Source organism: Flavobacterium chungbukense (assembly GCF_020805785.1).
Lineage (GTDB): Bacteria > Bacteroidota > Bacteroidia > Flavobacteriales > Flavobacteriaceae > Flavobacterium > Flavobacterium chungbukense.
Window position 1 is genome coordinate 29521 of the sequence record NZ_JAJGZV010000014.1, and the last position, 14865, is coordinate 44385.

10 protein-coding genes are annotated in these 14865 nt (G+C 34.2%); all 10 read right to left on the reverse strand.

Annotation, left to right across the window (positions count from 1 at the left end; genetic code table 11):
• Window position 1: 1 nt before the first annotated feature.
• Window positions 2–1009, reverse strand: coding sequence for a GntR family transcriptional regulator (locus LL966_RS22530; RefSeq protein ID WP_229356443.1), 1008 nt, complete (start codon window positions 1007–1009; stop codon window positions 2–4).
• A gap of 488 nt (window positions 1010–1497) precedes the next feature.
• Window positions 1498–2532, reverse strand: a complete 1035-nt coding sequence (locus LL966_RS22535; protein ID WP_229356445.1) for a glycoside hydrolase family 43 protein — start codon at window positions 2530–2532, stop codon at window positions 1498–1500.
• A 21-nt stretch (window positions 2533–2553) separates the two neighbouring features.
• Window positions 2554–3987, reverse strand: a complete 1434-nt coding sequence (locus tag LL966_RS22540; RefSeq protein ID WP_229356447.1) for an MFS transporter — start codon at window positions 3985–3987, stop codon at window positions 2554–2556.
• A gap of 274 nt (window positions 3988–4261) precedes the next feature.
• Window positions 4262–5371 (reverse strand): endo-1,4-beta-xylanase, encoded by a 1110-nt coding sequence (locus LL966_RS22545; protein WP_229356449.1) that lies wholly within the window; start codon window positions 5369–5371, stop codon window positions 4262–4264.
• Between the two features lie 169 nt (window positions 5372–5540).
• A complete protein-coding gene (locus LL966_RS22550) occupies window positions 5541–8135 on the reverse strand; it encodes a glycosyl hydrolase 115 family protein (protein ID WP_229356451.1) in 2595 nt (864 codons plus the stop codon).
• A 287-nt stretch (window positions 8136–8422) separates the two neighbouring features.
• Window positions 8423–9586 (reverse strand): mannonate dehydratase, encoded by a 1164-nt coding sequence (gene uxuA, locus LL966_RS22555; RefSeq protein ID WP_229356459.1) that lies wholly within the window; start codon window positions 9584–9586, stop codon window positions 8423–8425.
• A 181-nt stretch (window positions 9587–9767) separates the two neighbouring features.
• Window positions 9768–10505: an SDR family NAD(P)-dependent oxidoreductase gene (locus LL966_RS22560; protein ID WP_229356453.1), complete on the reverse strand. Its 738-nt coding sequence runs from the start codon at window positions 10503–10505 to the stop codon at window positions 9768–9770.
• A gap of 14 nt (window positions 10506–10519) precedes the next feature.
• Window positions 10520–12673 (reverse strand): alpha-glucuronidase family glycosyl hydrolase, encoded by a 2154-nt coding sequence (locus tag LL966_RS22565; RefSeq protein WP_229356454.1) that lies wholly within the window; start codon window positions 12671–12673, stop codon window positions 10520–10522.
• Window positions 12674–12950: 277 nt separating this feature from the next.
• Window positions 12951–13979 (reverse strand): LacI family DNA-binding transcriptional regulator, encoded by a 1029-nt coding sequence (locus tag LL966_RS22570; protein ID WP_229356456.1) that lies wholly within the window; start codon window positions 13977–13979, stop codon window positions 12951–12953.
• Between the two features lie 94 nt (window positions 13980–14073).
• Window positions 14074–14520, reverse strand: a complete 447-nt coding sequence (locus LL966_RS22575; protein WP_229356457.1) for a PepSY-like domain-containing protein — start codon at window positions 14518–14520, stop codon at window positions 14074–14076.
• Window positions 14521–14865: the final 345 nt, after the last annotated feature.

A 14865-nucleotide genomic window follows, 5' to 3' on the forward strand; every position in this document is an offset into this window, starting at 1 on the left:
ACTACAATGATTCTCTTATTATTAATTTTGTCGGCACATAACACTGCGTTTCTTCTTCGTGAGTAATAAATGCCGCTGCTTTGGTTCCTATTTCTTTAAAATCTGTTGACACAACCGAAATTCCTTTGTATATAAATTTCTTCATTGGTGTTTCATTATATGACAAAAAACCAACGTCTTTTCCAGGTTCAAAATCTTTCTCTTTACACTGCTCTAAAAAGTGTCCTAAAATCCTGTCGCTTACACTGATATAAGCAATTCCTTTTTCGATATTGAACTTTTTTGGATCGGTAACCACTTCATATTCAAAACCAAAATCGGCACAGAATTTCTTAAAAAACTCCACCGTTTCCCACGGATGATTGGTAAAATCTGGATACACAAACTGTATCTTTTTATACTTTTTAAACAAATCAACCGCCTCTGTCAAAGACTCATAAAATGCTTTTCCAAAATCCTGAAAAACATAATTATTTGTTTTTTTAGCTTGAATATTCCAATCGATTAAAAGCAGTTTATCTTTTGAAATCGCCGATAATGCCGGAGCAATATCTTTGTTATCAAAATTCATCACCACATATTTATAATATTTTCCAATTCCGTTGTTGATGATCGTTTTAAAAACATCAATATTATAATGATGAAACTGCACATCAATAATCACATTATCTGGCAGATTATTTACAACCGAATGATACAAAACCTCTTTATAAGCCTTAAACGTATCTAAAACTAAAAGCACTTTTCTAGTCTCACCCGCTACATAATATCCTTTATTCGGCACAGAATCAATTACTTTCTGCTCTTTTAAAATCGAATACGCCTTAAAAACCGTGTCTCTCGAAAGCTGATACGTCTTGCATATCACATTCACAGACGGAAGCAAATCTCCCTTTTGCAAAATGTTCTCTGCAATCGAATTAGTGATTCCATCAACCAACTGCTGGTACTTCGGAATATCACTTTCGTGATTTATTATAAACTCAAATTTTTCTTCGTCTTTTAGCATACCGTTCTGTTCCGTTCTGTTATGCTAAAGTAGCTAAAAAACTTTTATAAAAAATTATTTTTTAAATGAATTATGTTATTTTTTTAAAGCTCTTATATTCTCATAATTTGGGCGTGTGCTTGTCCCGATAACTATCGGGAGGCTATCCGTTGCAAGTCCTCGCGCTTCCTTCGTCAGGCTCTGGGCTTTCAACTTCTATCCCTCACGCGGACAGTTTCATAAGACACAGTTTTGTCATTTCGAGGAACGAGAAATCTTCGCAAGTAGCTCTACAAAATAACTTAACCGCAAAGTGTGCAAAGCAATGACCGCAATATTTGTCATTTCGACGTAAGGAGAAATCACACTCGAGATTCGACAAAGATTGGCGATATACTGTGTGGAGTTTCTAGTGCGATTTCTCCTTTACGTCAAAATGACAAACCTGATGAACTACATTGACACAACCGATTGTAATTTTTGCCAAATTTTTTTTATCCAAAAAAATATTAATCAATTAATCTTCTTATTCCATAAGGATCAATTGTAATAATCGAACCGTCTTCTAAGTAGTCGATTTTGGTTACTTTCATACTTCTTAAATGTGTAACACCTTTTGACAAACTGGAATCGTGGTAAAATAAATACCATTCGCCTTCTACCTCACAAATCGAATGATGCGAAGTCCAACCTAAAACAGGGTTCAAAATTCTTCCTTGATACGTAAACGGTCCATACGGATTGTCGCCAATGCCATAACAGATAAAATGGGTGTCTCCAGTTGAATAAGAGAAATAATATTTTCCATTGTATTTGTGAACCCAAGAAGCTTCAAAAAAACGTCGGTCGTTATCGCCTGCTAGAATTTCATTTCCGTTTTCATCCAAAATTTTAATCTCTTTTGGCTCTTCAGCAAATTCCAACATATCGTCTCTTAACAAAGCTACGATTGGTCCTAAAGCTTTTTCTTTTGCAGATGGCTCTTCGTTGTTATCATTATAAGTATTGTTACGATATTTTTGAAGCTGTCCGCCCCAGATTCCGCCAAAATAAATATAATGTTTACCATCTTCGTCTTCAAAAACTGCAGGATCAATGCTGTAACTTCCTTTTATAGCATCTTTTTCAGGAACAAAAGGTCCAATTGGTGAATCTGAAATAGCAACTCCAATTTGAAAAATTCCGCTAGCACGTTTGGCAGGGAAATACAAATAATACCTTCCGTTTTTATGCGCAGCGTCAGGTGCCCACATTTGCTTTTCGGCCCAAGCAACATCATCTACATGTAATGCAACACCATTATCAACTACTTCTGATGAAATATCCTCCATAGAAAAAACGTGATAATCTTCCATTCCGAAATGATCGCCGTTGTCGTTAAACGGAATTCCGGCATCAATATCGTGCGAAGGATAAATATAAATCTTCCCATTGAATACATGCGCCGAAGGATCGGCCGTATACATATGTGATACTAAAGGCTTTGAAATCGCCAAGTCATTAATTTCCTCAAAATTAATGTGTTCAATGCTATCTTCAGGCATAGTACTATTTTGTTTAAATAATTAAGCTCTTCTTTCTTTTAATTCTGTTTCGATCTGTACTTCCATTTCTTTGTTGATTTTATAGAAAAACAACAATCCAGCTCCAATTAAAAAAGGTATTGCAGGAAAAATACTCACTAATAATTTGATTCCGTTTATGGCTATTTCTGACTGCGCAGGCGCATTTGGAACGTAATGAAAATAACCGAGGAATAATGTTGTCAATGCTCCTCCGATACTTAATCCAGCTTTTAGTCCAACCATCATCGCTGAAAAGATAATAGCGGTTGCACGACGGTTGTTCAGCCACTCTGAATAATCGGCCACATCGGCAATCATTGCCCAAAGAATTGGAATTGTGATTCCGTAGAAAAAGCCGTGCAGGATTTGAGAAAAAAACATCAGACTGATTGAGGTTGGGGAATAAAAATAGAATGCAATAATGAATAAAGTTGAGATGAATAAAAACAAACCGAATACATTTCGTTTTCCATATTTATCCGCCAAGTTTTTAGACAATGTAATTCCAACAATCATGAAGATAATTCCGCCTGCATTGAACAAACCGAAACCTGCAGAAACGGGATCATTTCCAAAATGATTCAATCCCATATTTGATAAAGTATCTAAAATAGGCTGAATAAAAATCACTAATTGCTCTTTATCTACATAGTTTTCAAAATAATACACATACGAACCGCCTTTCATAGCCAAAGTCACAAAAACCAAAGTTGTCAGCGAAAGCATAATTACCCAAGGTCTGTTTTTGATTAAATCGCTTAAATCTTCTTTTACGCTTGACTTTTGTTCTGGTTTTGGAATAATTCTTTCTTTTGTTGTCAAGAAAGTGATTAAAAGCATAATCGTTCCGATAATAGCCAAAGCGGTCATTACTTTTTCTATTCCGACTGCTTTATCTCCATTTCCAGCACTTTTGATAATGCCTAACATAAAAACTTGTACAAAAAACTGGGCAAACATCACCGCAACAAAACGATAGGAAGACATACTGTTTCGTTCTTTCATATCTCCTGTAATAACACCACTTAAAGCGGAATAAGGCAGATTGTTTGCTGCATAAAATAGAAGTAGCAAAGTATACGTTACAACGGCATAAATTACTTTTCCTTTATAAGAGAAATCTGGTGTTGAAAATGCTAACAATGCCACAACTCCGAGCGGAATCGCAGTTATTAAAATCCAAGGTCTGAATTTTCCCCATTTTGTACTGGTTCTGTCTGCCAAAACCCCAATGATCGGATTAAAAATAAAAGCCGCGATTAATCCGACTATCAGCATGATGATGGAAGAATCGGTAGGTGATAATCCGTAAATATCGGTGTAGAAATAGGCCAAATACGTCATCAAAGTCTGAAAAACAAGATTAGCAGCCAGATCTCCTAAGCTGTATCCAATTTTTTCTTTGATGGATAATTTTTGTGAAATGCTAGTCATTGGTGGTTTTGTGGTTAGTTAGTTTTTGTCATTTCGACGAAGTAGAATTCACAAGCGGGATTCGACAAAGATTAGCGAAATTCTGTTGTGGAGTTTCTAGTGTGATTCTCGTTCCTCGAAATGACAAGATTGTGCAAATAACAATTAAAACAATCGGTTGTGTAAAATTAGACAAAAAAACATATTATGCAAATTTAGTTTACTTTATTTAAGTATTTTTTCATTTCACAACCGATTGTTGATTATTTTCTCAAAACATACTGTTATTTAATGCTTATTCTTTAGTTTCTTTCAACCTTAAAATACTATCGTATGCTTTTTTATGTCTTAAAGCTGTATCAAATGGCAACGGATAATTGGTTCTTCCTTTTATCGGCCAATCGTTTAACCATGATTGTCCGTCATGAACACCCCAAAAAGTGACACGACTGATTTTGTCTTTATGCTTTAAAAATAGTTTAAAAATAGATTCATAACGCTCTGCAAGTTTGTTTTGGATCGAATCGGGCAATTTTTCAGGATACGGATTCATTTTGGCACTGCCTTCAAACTTCTGATTTACATCTGCTCCTTTTAAATCCCACGGATTTGGTAAAACGGTAATATCCAATTCTGTAAAAGCAACTTTAATTCCTAGCGCTGAATATTCTAAAATACTTGTCTCAATTTCTTCAATTGACGGACTTTGCAATCTCCAATGCCCTTGAATACCAACTCCGTCAACTTTCCCGCCTTCCGCTTTTATTTTTTTGATTAATGCAATCGCTCCAGCTCTTTTTGCAGGTTCTTCAATATTATAATCGTTGTAATATAAGGCTGCTTTTGGGTCTGCTTTTTCTGCGAGTTTAAAAGCATCCGTTAAATATTTATCTCCAAGCGTTTTCAAAAAAACAGATTGTCTCAAAGTTCCATCCTCATTTAAAGCTTCGTTTACCACATCCCAAGAATTGATTCTCCCTTTATATTTGGAAACAATTGTCGTAATATGATCTTTCATAAAGGCTTTCATTTCTGTACTGTCGGCAATCTTTTCCATCCATGGCGCTAATTGGCTATGCCATATCAAAGTATGTCCGTGAATAAACATTTTATTCTTTTCTCCATAAGCCACAAATTTGTCTGACAAAGCAAAATCATATTTATCTTTTTGAGGATGCGTGAACATCGATTTCATAATGTTTTCTGGCGTGATTGCATTAAATTCTTTTCGAATCAAAGAATCTTCTTTCTTGTCTTTTACTTCGATTTGGTCAGCACTTAAAGCGGTTCCAATGTAAAAATCGTTTTTATAAGCATCTTTTAATGAAGCGGTTTCTTTCTGCGAAGTACAGCTTACAGTCAGCAAAGTTGTGACTGCGAGCAAATAAGGTTTAATACATATCATATATTTTTGGTTTAATAGTTAATCGTTTTTTTATTCGTTTAGTTTTTTCATTCCGAGGAACGAGGAATCACACTAGAAACTCCGCACAGAATTTCGCCAATCTTTATAGAATCCCGAGTGTGATTCCTCGTTCCTCGGAATGACAAACAGTACGCGTTACTTTACGGTATCATTCCTTCCTAAAACTCTCCGGCGGTCCCAAATAAGACTCCAGAACTTTACCTTCTTTAGTTTCAATTACAATTTTCTGAAGCACCAAAGCAGGATCAATGGCATAAATCTTTAAAACATGATTTCCTGTATTTTCTATTTGATGTATCGAGGTTAATATCTTAATGTTATTTGCAACCGATTCTGCCCAAGCCTTTTCGGAAGAATCTATATTGAGATTCATTATTTGCGGTTTCTCATTATCAAAGCCAATTCCGTATTTTAAGCCATCGCCTATTTTAAAATTGATTGTTGGAGAAAAATAAGCTTTTACTTTTATCTTTCCCTTATTGAACAAATGAACGTCATATTCTAATCTAGGAGATTGTTCTGAAATTTGAATCGGCTGAATATTTGAAGGTTTTATTGTTATTCCAGAATCTGTTTTACCAAGATTTGGAATTAGGATCCATTTTACTTCATCCGAGTTTATTGCTTTAGAATAACTTTTACTTTCTATTGAAATGTAGCCGTTGTTCTCAACAAAACCTTGAACATGACCTAAATCTTTATTTTTTTTAATCGATGTTTCAGCCCTTTCCAAATCGACATCAACAATATTTGCCGTCTCTTTTTTAGTAAGCTCGATTGTTTTCATTTTCGGAATCACATTCTTATCTGGCTGTTGCCAATTATCGTAACCAATATGTGTTTGCGACATCATATGCTTCCATTTGCCGTCTGCTAAATTTGTGTGATAATAATTTGTGAGCTCAGCATCTTTTTCAAATAACTCTTTTACTTTTTCAGCATAATCATTCGCAGAAGTACTTCCCTGTTTTGCATACAACTGATTTTTAGCCGCTGCAACATATAATTCATTTAAATTGGAACTCGCCAAAACTGGAAATAAAACTAATTGATAAAAAGCATCTTTATATTCTGGTTTTAATTTTTCGTTTATCGAATTGGCTTTCTCGACTAATTTTTGGTAATCTGCCACAACCCTATCTGCCTCATTATAATTGGTAATACTATATGTTTTAGCATCCAGCAATTCTGGTTTTCTTCGTGAATTGTATTTCGTATATAATTTTAAAATCTCTGCAATTTCTCCTGCAAACTGATTGTCGAAATTCTCTTTTGCCCAATTGACATAATATTGTTCTAAATTTCCAGCATTAAACTTTTCAGGATTCCACGCCATATCTAAGAAAAACTCAATCGGAAATTCCATTGGTTTAATGTCACCCACATTTACAATCCAAATTTTATAAACTCCGTATTGATACGCTAAATCCATTTGTTCCCAAACCCGTTCGATTTGGTTGGTATTAATCCATTTATAATTTCTTGGCCCGCCTACGTAATCGTAATGATAATAAATTCCGTAACCTCCTTTTCTGGGTTTTGCGTTCAACTCTGGTAGTTTTCGGATATTTCCCCAATTGTCATCGCAAAGCAAAAGCGTAACATCATCAGGAACAGTCATTCCTTTGTCATAATAATCTTGAACCTCTTTGTAAAGCGCCCACATTTGTGGAGTTTGTTCTGCTGGTTTTTTGGTTACTTCTGCAATAATATTTCTTTGCGTTTTTACGATATTTTCTAATAAATCAATTGCAGTTCCTTCGGTCATTGGTTCGTCGCCGTCACCTCGCATTCCAATTGTAACTATGGTTTCTTTATTTTCCATTCGTTTAATTCCATCTTTCCAGAACTTAATCAAAGCTTCAGAATTACTGTTAAAATCCCATTTTCCGTTTGCTTTTCCCCATTCGGCATGCGCTCTCGTTAATGGTTCATGATGCGAAGTTCCCATTACAATTCCGTATTCATCAGCCAAAACAGCATTCTGCGGATCTTCAACATAAAACATTCTTCCCCACATGGCTGGCCATAAATAATTGCCTTTCATTCGCAGAATCACTTCAAAAACTTTATCGTAGAATTTCGAATTGAATCCGCCAAATTTCTCAAATGCCCAGCCTGACAAAGCCGGAGCTTCATCATTTATAAAAATTCCTCTGTATTTTACTTTTGGTTCTCCCTGCGAATGAGCTCCAGGTAAAACATGCAATTCTAATTGTTTTTTAATCGGAACATCTGCCCAATAATACCAAGGTGAAACGCCGATTTGATTGGATAAATCATAGATTCCGTAAATTGTTCCTCTTTTATCTGAACCCGCAATTATCAATGCTTTTTTGATTCCTTTAAAAGGATTTTCGACAATTTGTGTGGTAAATTTTTCCCATTTTCCTTGAAGTTCTTTAGCGTCAATTTTCCCCTTCTTAACTAATTGATTGATAATTTCGCTTTTTCCTAATGTTCCAATTATAACAACGAAATCTTCTGCTTCTGAAATTTTTTTAATCCTTTTCGGATGTAAATCGGAAACTTGAAAAATATCATTTTCAAAATGTCCTGTTACTTTTAATACTCCCGCATAATCTTTATCGTCAACCAGAATCGAAGCTATTTTTCCTTTTGAAACCAAAGGAAAATTTTCATTAGAAGTCTGATTGACTACATATTTCTCTGGATTTATGGCATACGAATTTGTGCTTAATCCGATTAGGTAAAGCAATAAAATCAAATGCAATATCTTCATTTTTAAACACATATTACCATAGATTTTTTGTCTGAAAAATGCATTTCATTTGTTTAAATAAGCATCGTTTCTGCTGTATTAAATCCGACAGGTTTAAATTCATTACAATTAGCACCAATTTTGTCATTTCGACGTAAGGAGAAATATTAGCTATTAGCTTCGCAACGTAAACCCAATCTTTGTAGAGTTTCTTGCGAAGATTTCTCCTTACGTCGAAATGACAAAAAGTACATTTATAATCTTAAACATAACAGGTTTTAAAAACCTGTTATGATATTTAACTTTATTTATAAACCTAGTTTATAACCAATTCCCATTTCCAATCCTCTTAATTCAGCCAAACCTTTTAATCTTCCTGTCAAAGAATAACCTGGATATGTTTCTGTCGCCTCATCAACTCTATGTAGGAAACCATGATCGGGACGCATTGGGAGACTTGTTTTGGTTTTGTTCATTAACAACAATAATTTCTCAACAATAACTTCCATTTTAACATCCCCGTTTAAATGTTCTGATTCTCTAAAAATAGTTTCGCTTTCGCGGATAGTATTTCGGAGATGCAAAAAATGAATTCGGTCTCCAAAATCATCTATTATTTTTTCAAGATTATTTTTAGGATCAGCACTTAAAGAACCTGTGCAATAACATAATCCGTTTGCTGTTGATGGAACGGAGTTGAAAATGGCTTTTAAATCAGCTTCTGTTGAAACAATTCTTGGCAGACCCAGAACCGAAAAAGGTGGATCGTCTGGATGAATCGCTAGTTTTTGTCCGTTTTTCTCAGCAATCGGAGTTACTTCTGATAAAAAATAAATCAGGTTTTCTCTTAGTTTTTCATTGTCGATTTCGGCGTAATTTTCTAGAAGAGACGAAATCTGCTCTGCTGTAAAATTGATTTTACTACCCGGCAATCCCAATAAAACATTTTTAAACAATAATGCTTTTTCCGATTCCGAAAGTTTATTCCCGAAATGTAGAGCGTTTTGTCTTTGAATTTCAGAATAATCACTTTCTAAATTTGGTCTTTTTAAAAGAAAAACATCAAAATAAGTAAAAGCATCCTGATTGTATAGCAAAGCTCTGCTTCCGTCTTCGTTTATAAAATCATGATTCGTTCGAACCCAATCCAGAATAGGCATGAAATTGTAGGTGATGATTTTAATACCGCATTCTGCCAGATTTTGTAAACTGATTTTATAATTTCCAATGTATTGCAGATAATTTCCAGAAGCTCTTTTTATTTCCTCATGAACAGGAAGACTTTCAACTACAGTCCATTCCAAGCCGTAATTTCGAATTATTTCTTGTCTTTCTTTTATAGCTTCAATGGTCCATATATCACCAACAGGAATTTGGTGCAAAGAGGTTACAATTCCTGTTGCTCCAGCTTGTTTAATATCGATCAGACTTACGTTGTCGTTTGGTCCGAACCATCGCATGGTTTGCTGCATTTTTATCATACTAACAACTATTAGATTTTTTAAACACATAGAAACATAGATTTATATTTAACTTTAAAAGATTAAAAAAAGAAACTAGTTTCTCACACATAGCTATGTGTGTTAATGCAAATGAAATGCCTTTGTAGACAAAGAAAAACTATGTTTCTATGTGTTAAAAAACTTTTTTTTATTAAAACCCAATACTGTTTCCGCCATCAACTGGTAAAACAGTTCCCGTTGTATATTTTGATTCGCTTAATGCGAAATAATAAACCGCATCTGCAATGTCTGATGGTTCTCCTAAATACCCCATTGGAGTTCTTCCTAGCACTTTATTTTTTCTTTCAGGATCGTTATCAAGTGCTGTCGAAGACATTTTGGTTTTAATAAATCCTGGGGCAATACAATTCGCACGAATACCAAACTGAGCCAGCTCAACTGCCATCGCTCGAGTCATGGCTTCAATTGCGCCTTTGCTTGATGAATAGGCAATTACTTTTGGAATTCCATATTGTGATGCCATGGAACTGATATTAACGATACTTCCTCCTCCATTTTCTTTCATGTTTTTTACGACTTCTCGGCTTACAGCAAAAACACTTAAAAGATTGGTATGAATGATTGACAAAAAGTCTTCATCAGTTACATCTGTAAATTCTTTTTTCATATTGATTCCAGCATTGTTAACTAAAATATTGATTGGGCTATTTTTTGTAATGCTTTCAATCATCGCAGGAATTCCTTTCAAATCATTTAAGTCGAATATTACTGGAATAGCATTTTCTCCAATTTCTCTACACGCATCTTCTGTTTTGTCTTTTGTCCTTCCAATGATGTAGGTTGTGATTCCGTTGTCACATAATTTCTTTGCTGTTGCAAATCCTAAACCCGAATTTCCTCCGGTTACAATTGCCGTTTTTTTACTCATAATTTTACTATATACTATCCATTTCCTGGAGCAAATGGAAATTTTAATGATTTAAAATATTCTAAAGTTTGTGTTGGTTTTTCAACTCCTTCAGGAAGTTCTTTTCCTGAAAATTGCTGAAAATATAATAAGCAGGCATCACGCCACCATTTTGCTTCTTTCTGCTGAATTTCGAGTAACATTTTTATTTCGTTAAAACGTTCGCTGTCCACATATTTTTCTGCTTGATTCCAAACGTTTTGCATTTCTTTGACTTGATTTACGCCTTGTTGATATTTTAATGCTAAACCATTCCACAGTGTCAGACCATTTTTCAATTTATAATCCCACGAAACATGATGAAACCATAAAAGATCTTTCTCAGGACAGCTTTCTAAATTATCAAAAAAAATTGCGACTTCTGGTGCATATTGCGAAACGGCATTAGTTCCCGACTTTGATCTGTCAAAACCGATTCCGTTTTTGTCTGCTTTATGATAATAAGTCGGATTCCATTCTGGTCTTGATAAATTGGAAACCCAAGGTCCTGGCCCGTAATGATGTCCTGTATCCATAATATGATGCAAACCAAGCGGTGTCATGTAATTGACAACGGCTTCTCGCGATCCGATCATGATATTTTTTACAGGTTTAATGAAATTTTCATCGTTTGAAAAAGTACATCTTAACCATTCATCGGCAATCGTTTCCGAATCTAAATACGGATTCCAAGCCAATCTGCCGAAACCATACCAATTGGCTTGCGCAAAAGGATGACCTGTCCAGTTTAGATCGTTTCCAATATTGGCAACGCCTGCAATTCCAGTTAGTTTATTTTGATATAAAGAGCCGTCAATAACTTTGGCAACGGTTGAACCTTTTCCTTTTTGATAGGTATCAGATTCTAAAACTTCCTGAAACAATTTAGGCAGAAAGACTAAATGTGTACTAAAACCCAAATATTCCTGCGTAATTTGAAACTCCATCATTAAAGGTGTTTTTGGCATAGCTCCAAATAATGGATGAAACGGTTCTCTCGGCTGAAAATCTATTGCTCCATTTTTTACCTGAACAATAACATTTTCTTTGAATTTTCCATCATAGGGCTGAAATTCGGCATAAGCTTGTTTTGCTCGATCGTTTACATCATGTTCAGAATATACAAATGCTCTCCACATAATTACTCCACCAAAAGGCGCAACAGCATCAGCAAGCATATTCGCTCCGTCAACATGATCCCTTCCATAATTTTGGGGACCAGGCTGACCTTCTGAATTGGCTTTCACCAAAAATCCACCAAAATCCGGAATTCGTTTGTAAATTTCAGCCATTTTATCTTCCCACCAATTGATCACTTCTTGATTTTTTGGGTCGGCAGTTTTTAAATTCCCTATTTCAATTGGTGCTGAAAATCTTGCAGTTAAATATACTTTTATTCCATAAGGTCTGAAAACATTGGCTAAGGCTTCGACTTTTTCTAAATATTGAGGTGTTAGAATTAAGGCGTTTGCATTTACATTTGTCAAAACCGTTCCGTTAATGCCAACTGAAGCATTTGCTCTGGCGTAATCAATATAGCGCTGATCAATAAAGTCAGGAAGTTTCTGCCAATTCCATAGCGAGAAACCCGCGTAACCACGTTCTACAGTTCGGTCGAGATTATCCCAATGGTTTAGAATTCTGATATTGGTTTTCGGAGAATCAGTAATGCTTAAATTTTTAATTGATTTATTGGTTTGCAATATTCTCAGAAAATAAAAAACTCCATATAAAACGGCAACATCATTTTTTCCAGTAATTACAATTTGCTTTTTATTTTTAAATAAAATGGATTTGATGATAAAACCTTCATTACTTATTTTATTCAAATCTGATTGCAATTCGTTTTTGATATCTGCATGTAAATTCGACTGTGAACCAATTATAAGATTATTTTCTCCTTTTAGATCTTGTTTTACTTCAGGAATATTTCCAAGCATATCCAAAAATCCTGTTTTTAGTTCTCTTTCGGAAATTTTTATGGTTTCTGAATTTCCTAAGACAACAATTCCTTTAAGATTGTTTTTGTATTCTGAAGCTATTGCAGAATTAACAATTGTATTATACTGAAGCCACAACTTATAATCCTTTTGAGCCGAAGCTAAAAAAGAAATCAAAAGAAATAGGAAAACAAATCGTATTGGAGCCATAGTTTAATTTAATCTTTATTTTTCTTATTTGAAAGAATCAATATTTTATTTCAATTTAGAAGTATTTAATAATTTTTTAATTTAAAAAATATATAATTCAAAATAAAACAACAATTGCAATCGGTTGCGTAAAAATATAAGAATGTTATTAAAGAAAAAAATTTTGGTTGAATTTTTTCAAAAAAAATATTTCTTAAACAAATAAAAGCAGGATAATTATAAAAACTATCCTGCTCTTTAGTGTGATTCTACAGTATTGTACATTTAAAGTTAAAAGCTACTTTTCGGTTGATTCTCTTGCAAGTACTTCCGTATTTAAAAAGGTGATTTCTTTAGCATCATCATTTTTAGCTGACATTAGGTTTTTGATGATAATTTCAGCAGCTGCTTTTCCCATTTTTTCAGCTGGATGTGTAATGGTAGATAAATTAGGATCTATAATCTGCGAAATAGGATCATTGTTAAAGCCAATCACCTTAAATTCTTCCGGTACTTTAATCCCGCGCTTTTTAGCAGTCTGAACAGCACTTACAGCCAAAATATCTCCAGGCGCAAACAATCCGTCAGGTATTGGCTTTAAATCAAATAAAGCGTTACTGGCTTTTACGCCATCTTCGTAAGTAACAGAATTTAGGTTGATGATCAGTTCCTCTTCAACTTCAATATTATGATCTTTTAAGGCTTCTATATAACCTCTCTTTCTTTCGTTGTATAAATTTCCTAATTCTGAACCAGCTGTTAAATGTGCAATACGAATACAGCCTTGCTCAATAAGATGTTTGGTTGCTTTATAACCTGCCGTATAGTTATCGATAACTACTCTGAAAGTATTATAATCCTTTGGAACCCTATCGACAAAAACGAGCGGGATATTATTGTTTGAAAATTGATGAAAGTGTGCTGTATCTCTGGTTTCCATAGCTAAAGAACAAATCACACCACTTACACGATTGCTGTACAATGATTTTGCCATGTTTACTTCTTCTTCATACGAGTCATGCGACTGCATAATGATTACGGTATAATCAGATTTTTGAGCCGTGATTTCAATTCCGCTAATTAAAGATGATAAAAAAGGCTGTGTAACTGTGGGAATCAAAACACCAATAGTTCTGGTTTTGTTTCCGCGTAATCCTGCCGCTAAAGTATTAGGAACAAAACCCATTTCTTCTGCAGTTTTTTTCACTTTCTTTATCGTTTTATCACTAATGGTATGATGATCTTTTAAAGCGCGTGAAATAGTTGATGTTGCCAAATTTAGACGTTCAGCAATATCGTAAATCGTGACATGTTTATTTTCTTCCATGAAATAAAAAATAGAAATGTAAATATAAACTATTTTCTCTCAAGATGTCCTTTCGTAAAAATTGCCATTAAATAAAATTCTGTGTCGTACATTATTATTTTTTGACATCATTCTTTTTGTCTTTTAGAATTTTACCGTCTTTTGTAAATTCCAAATCGATTTTATTAGTCAAATCTACATCCAAATCCTTATGTCCATAGTCGATGTGCGTTATTTTTTCGTTCGGATGATTTTTGGATACATAAGTTTTTATATTATCTGGAATAAAAGCGGTCGGAATTGGATTGTCTCCACCGTCAACCTCTCGATACGAACCATCTTTCCAAAACTCTACTTCTGTTCCATCCTTTAATTTAACTTCGTATCCCTTTTCTCCATGTTCTGGATCTTTTTGAGCTTTTACTACTGAAGTATGGCTAAAATGTTTCGTTAAAAATTCCTGAGCCGGTTTCGGAAGTTCCTTTACTTCAATTTTCTTTTGTGCGCTGGCCGCAATTGTTAGACTTAACAATGTAATGGCTAAAAATATTTTAATTTTCATAATTCATTTATTTAAGTATAGTATTACTAATTTACCACAACAAAAATTTTATTCAAATTGATTTAAGAAAATTTTAATTTTTAAAAAGGAAATAACAAGCTGAGTACCAACTGCTTTAAGACAAGAAGATTAATATCACAAAAGATTTAAATTCAATAAAGAGTAGAAAATTTGATCATTTCTGATTTTCAGTTATAGACTTCAGCTCCAATAGTCCAACTGAATCTTCAAAATCACTATAAAACAAAAAATCCCTCCCGACAAATCGGGAAGGATTCTAAAAAGAAAGGCGACGACATACTCTCCCACATAACTGCAGTACCATCTGCGCAGGCGGGCTTAACT

Coding starts and splice junctions, on each gene's coding strand:
- LL966_RS22560 (WP_229356453.1), bottom strand. CDS start 10,505: ATGAGTAAAAAAACGGCAATTGTAACCGGAGGAAATTCGGGTTTAGGA.
- LL966_RS22535 (WP_229356445.1), bottom strand. CDS start 2,532: ATGCCTGAAGATAGCATTGAACACATTAATTTTGAGGAAATTAATGAC.
- LL966_RS22530 (WP_229356443.1), bottom strand. CDS start 1,009: ATGCTAAAAGACGAAGAAAAATTTGAGTTTATAATAAATCACGAAAGT.
- LL966_RS22550 (WP_229356451.1), bottom strand. CDS start 8,135: ATGAAGATATTGCATTTGATTTTATTGCTTTACCTAATCGGATTAAGC.
- LL966_RS22565 (WP_229356454.1), bottom strand. CDS start 12,673: ATGGCTCCAATACGATTTGTTTTCCTATTTCTTTTGATTTCTTTTTTA.
- LL966_RS22575 (WP_229356457.1), bottom strand. CDS start 14,520: ATGAAAATTAAAATATTTTTAGCCATTACATTGTTAAGTCTAACAATT.
- uxuA (WP_229356459.1), bottom strand. CDS start 9,586: ATGCAGCAAACCATGCGATGGTTCGGACCAAACGACAACGTAAGTCTG.
- LL966_RS22540 (WP_229356447.1), bottom strand. CDS start 3,987: ATGACTAGCATTTCACAAAAATTATCCATCAAAGAAAAAATTGGATAC.
- LL966_RS22570 (WP_229356456.1), bottom strand. CDS start 13,979: ATGGAAGAAAATAAACATGTCACGATTTACGATATTGCTGAACGTCTA.
- LL966_RS22545 (WP_229356449.1), bottom strand. CDS start 5,371: ATGATATGTATTAAACCTTATTTGCTCGCAGTCACAACTTTGCTGACT.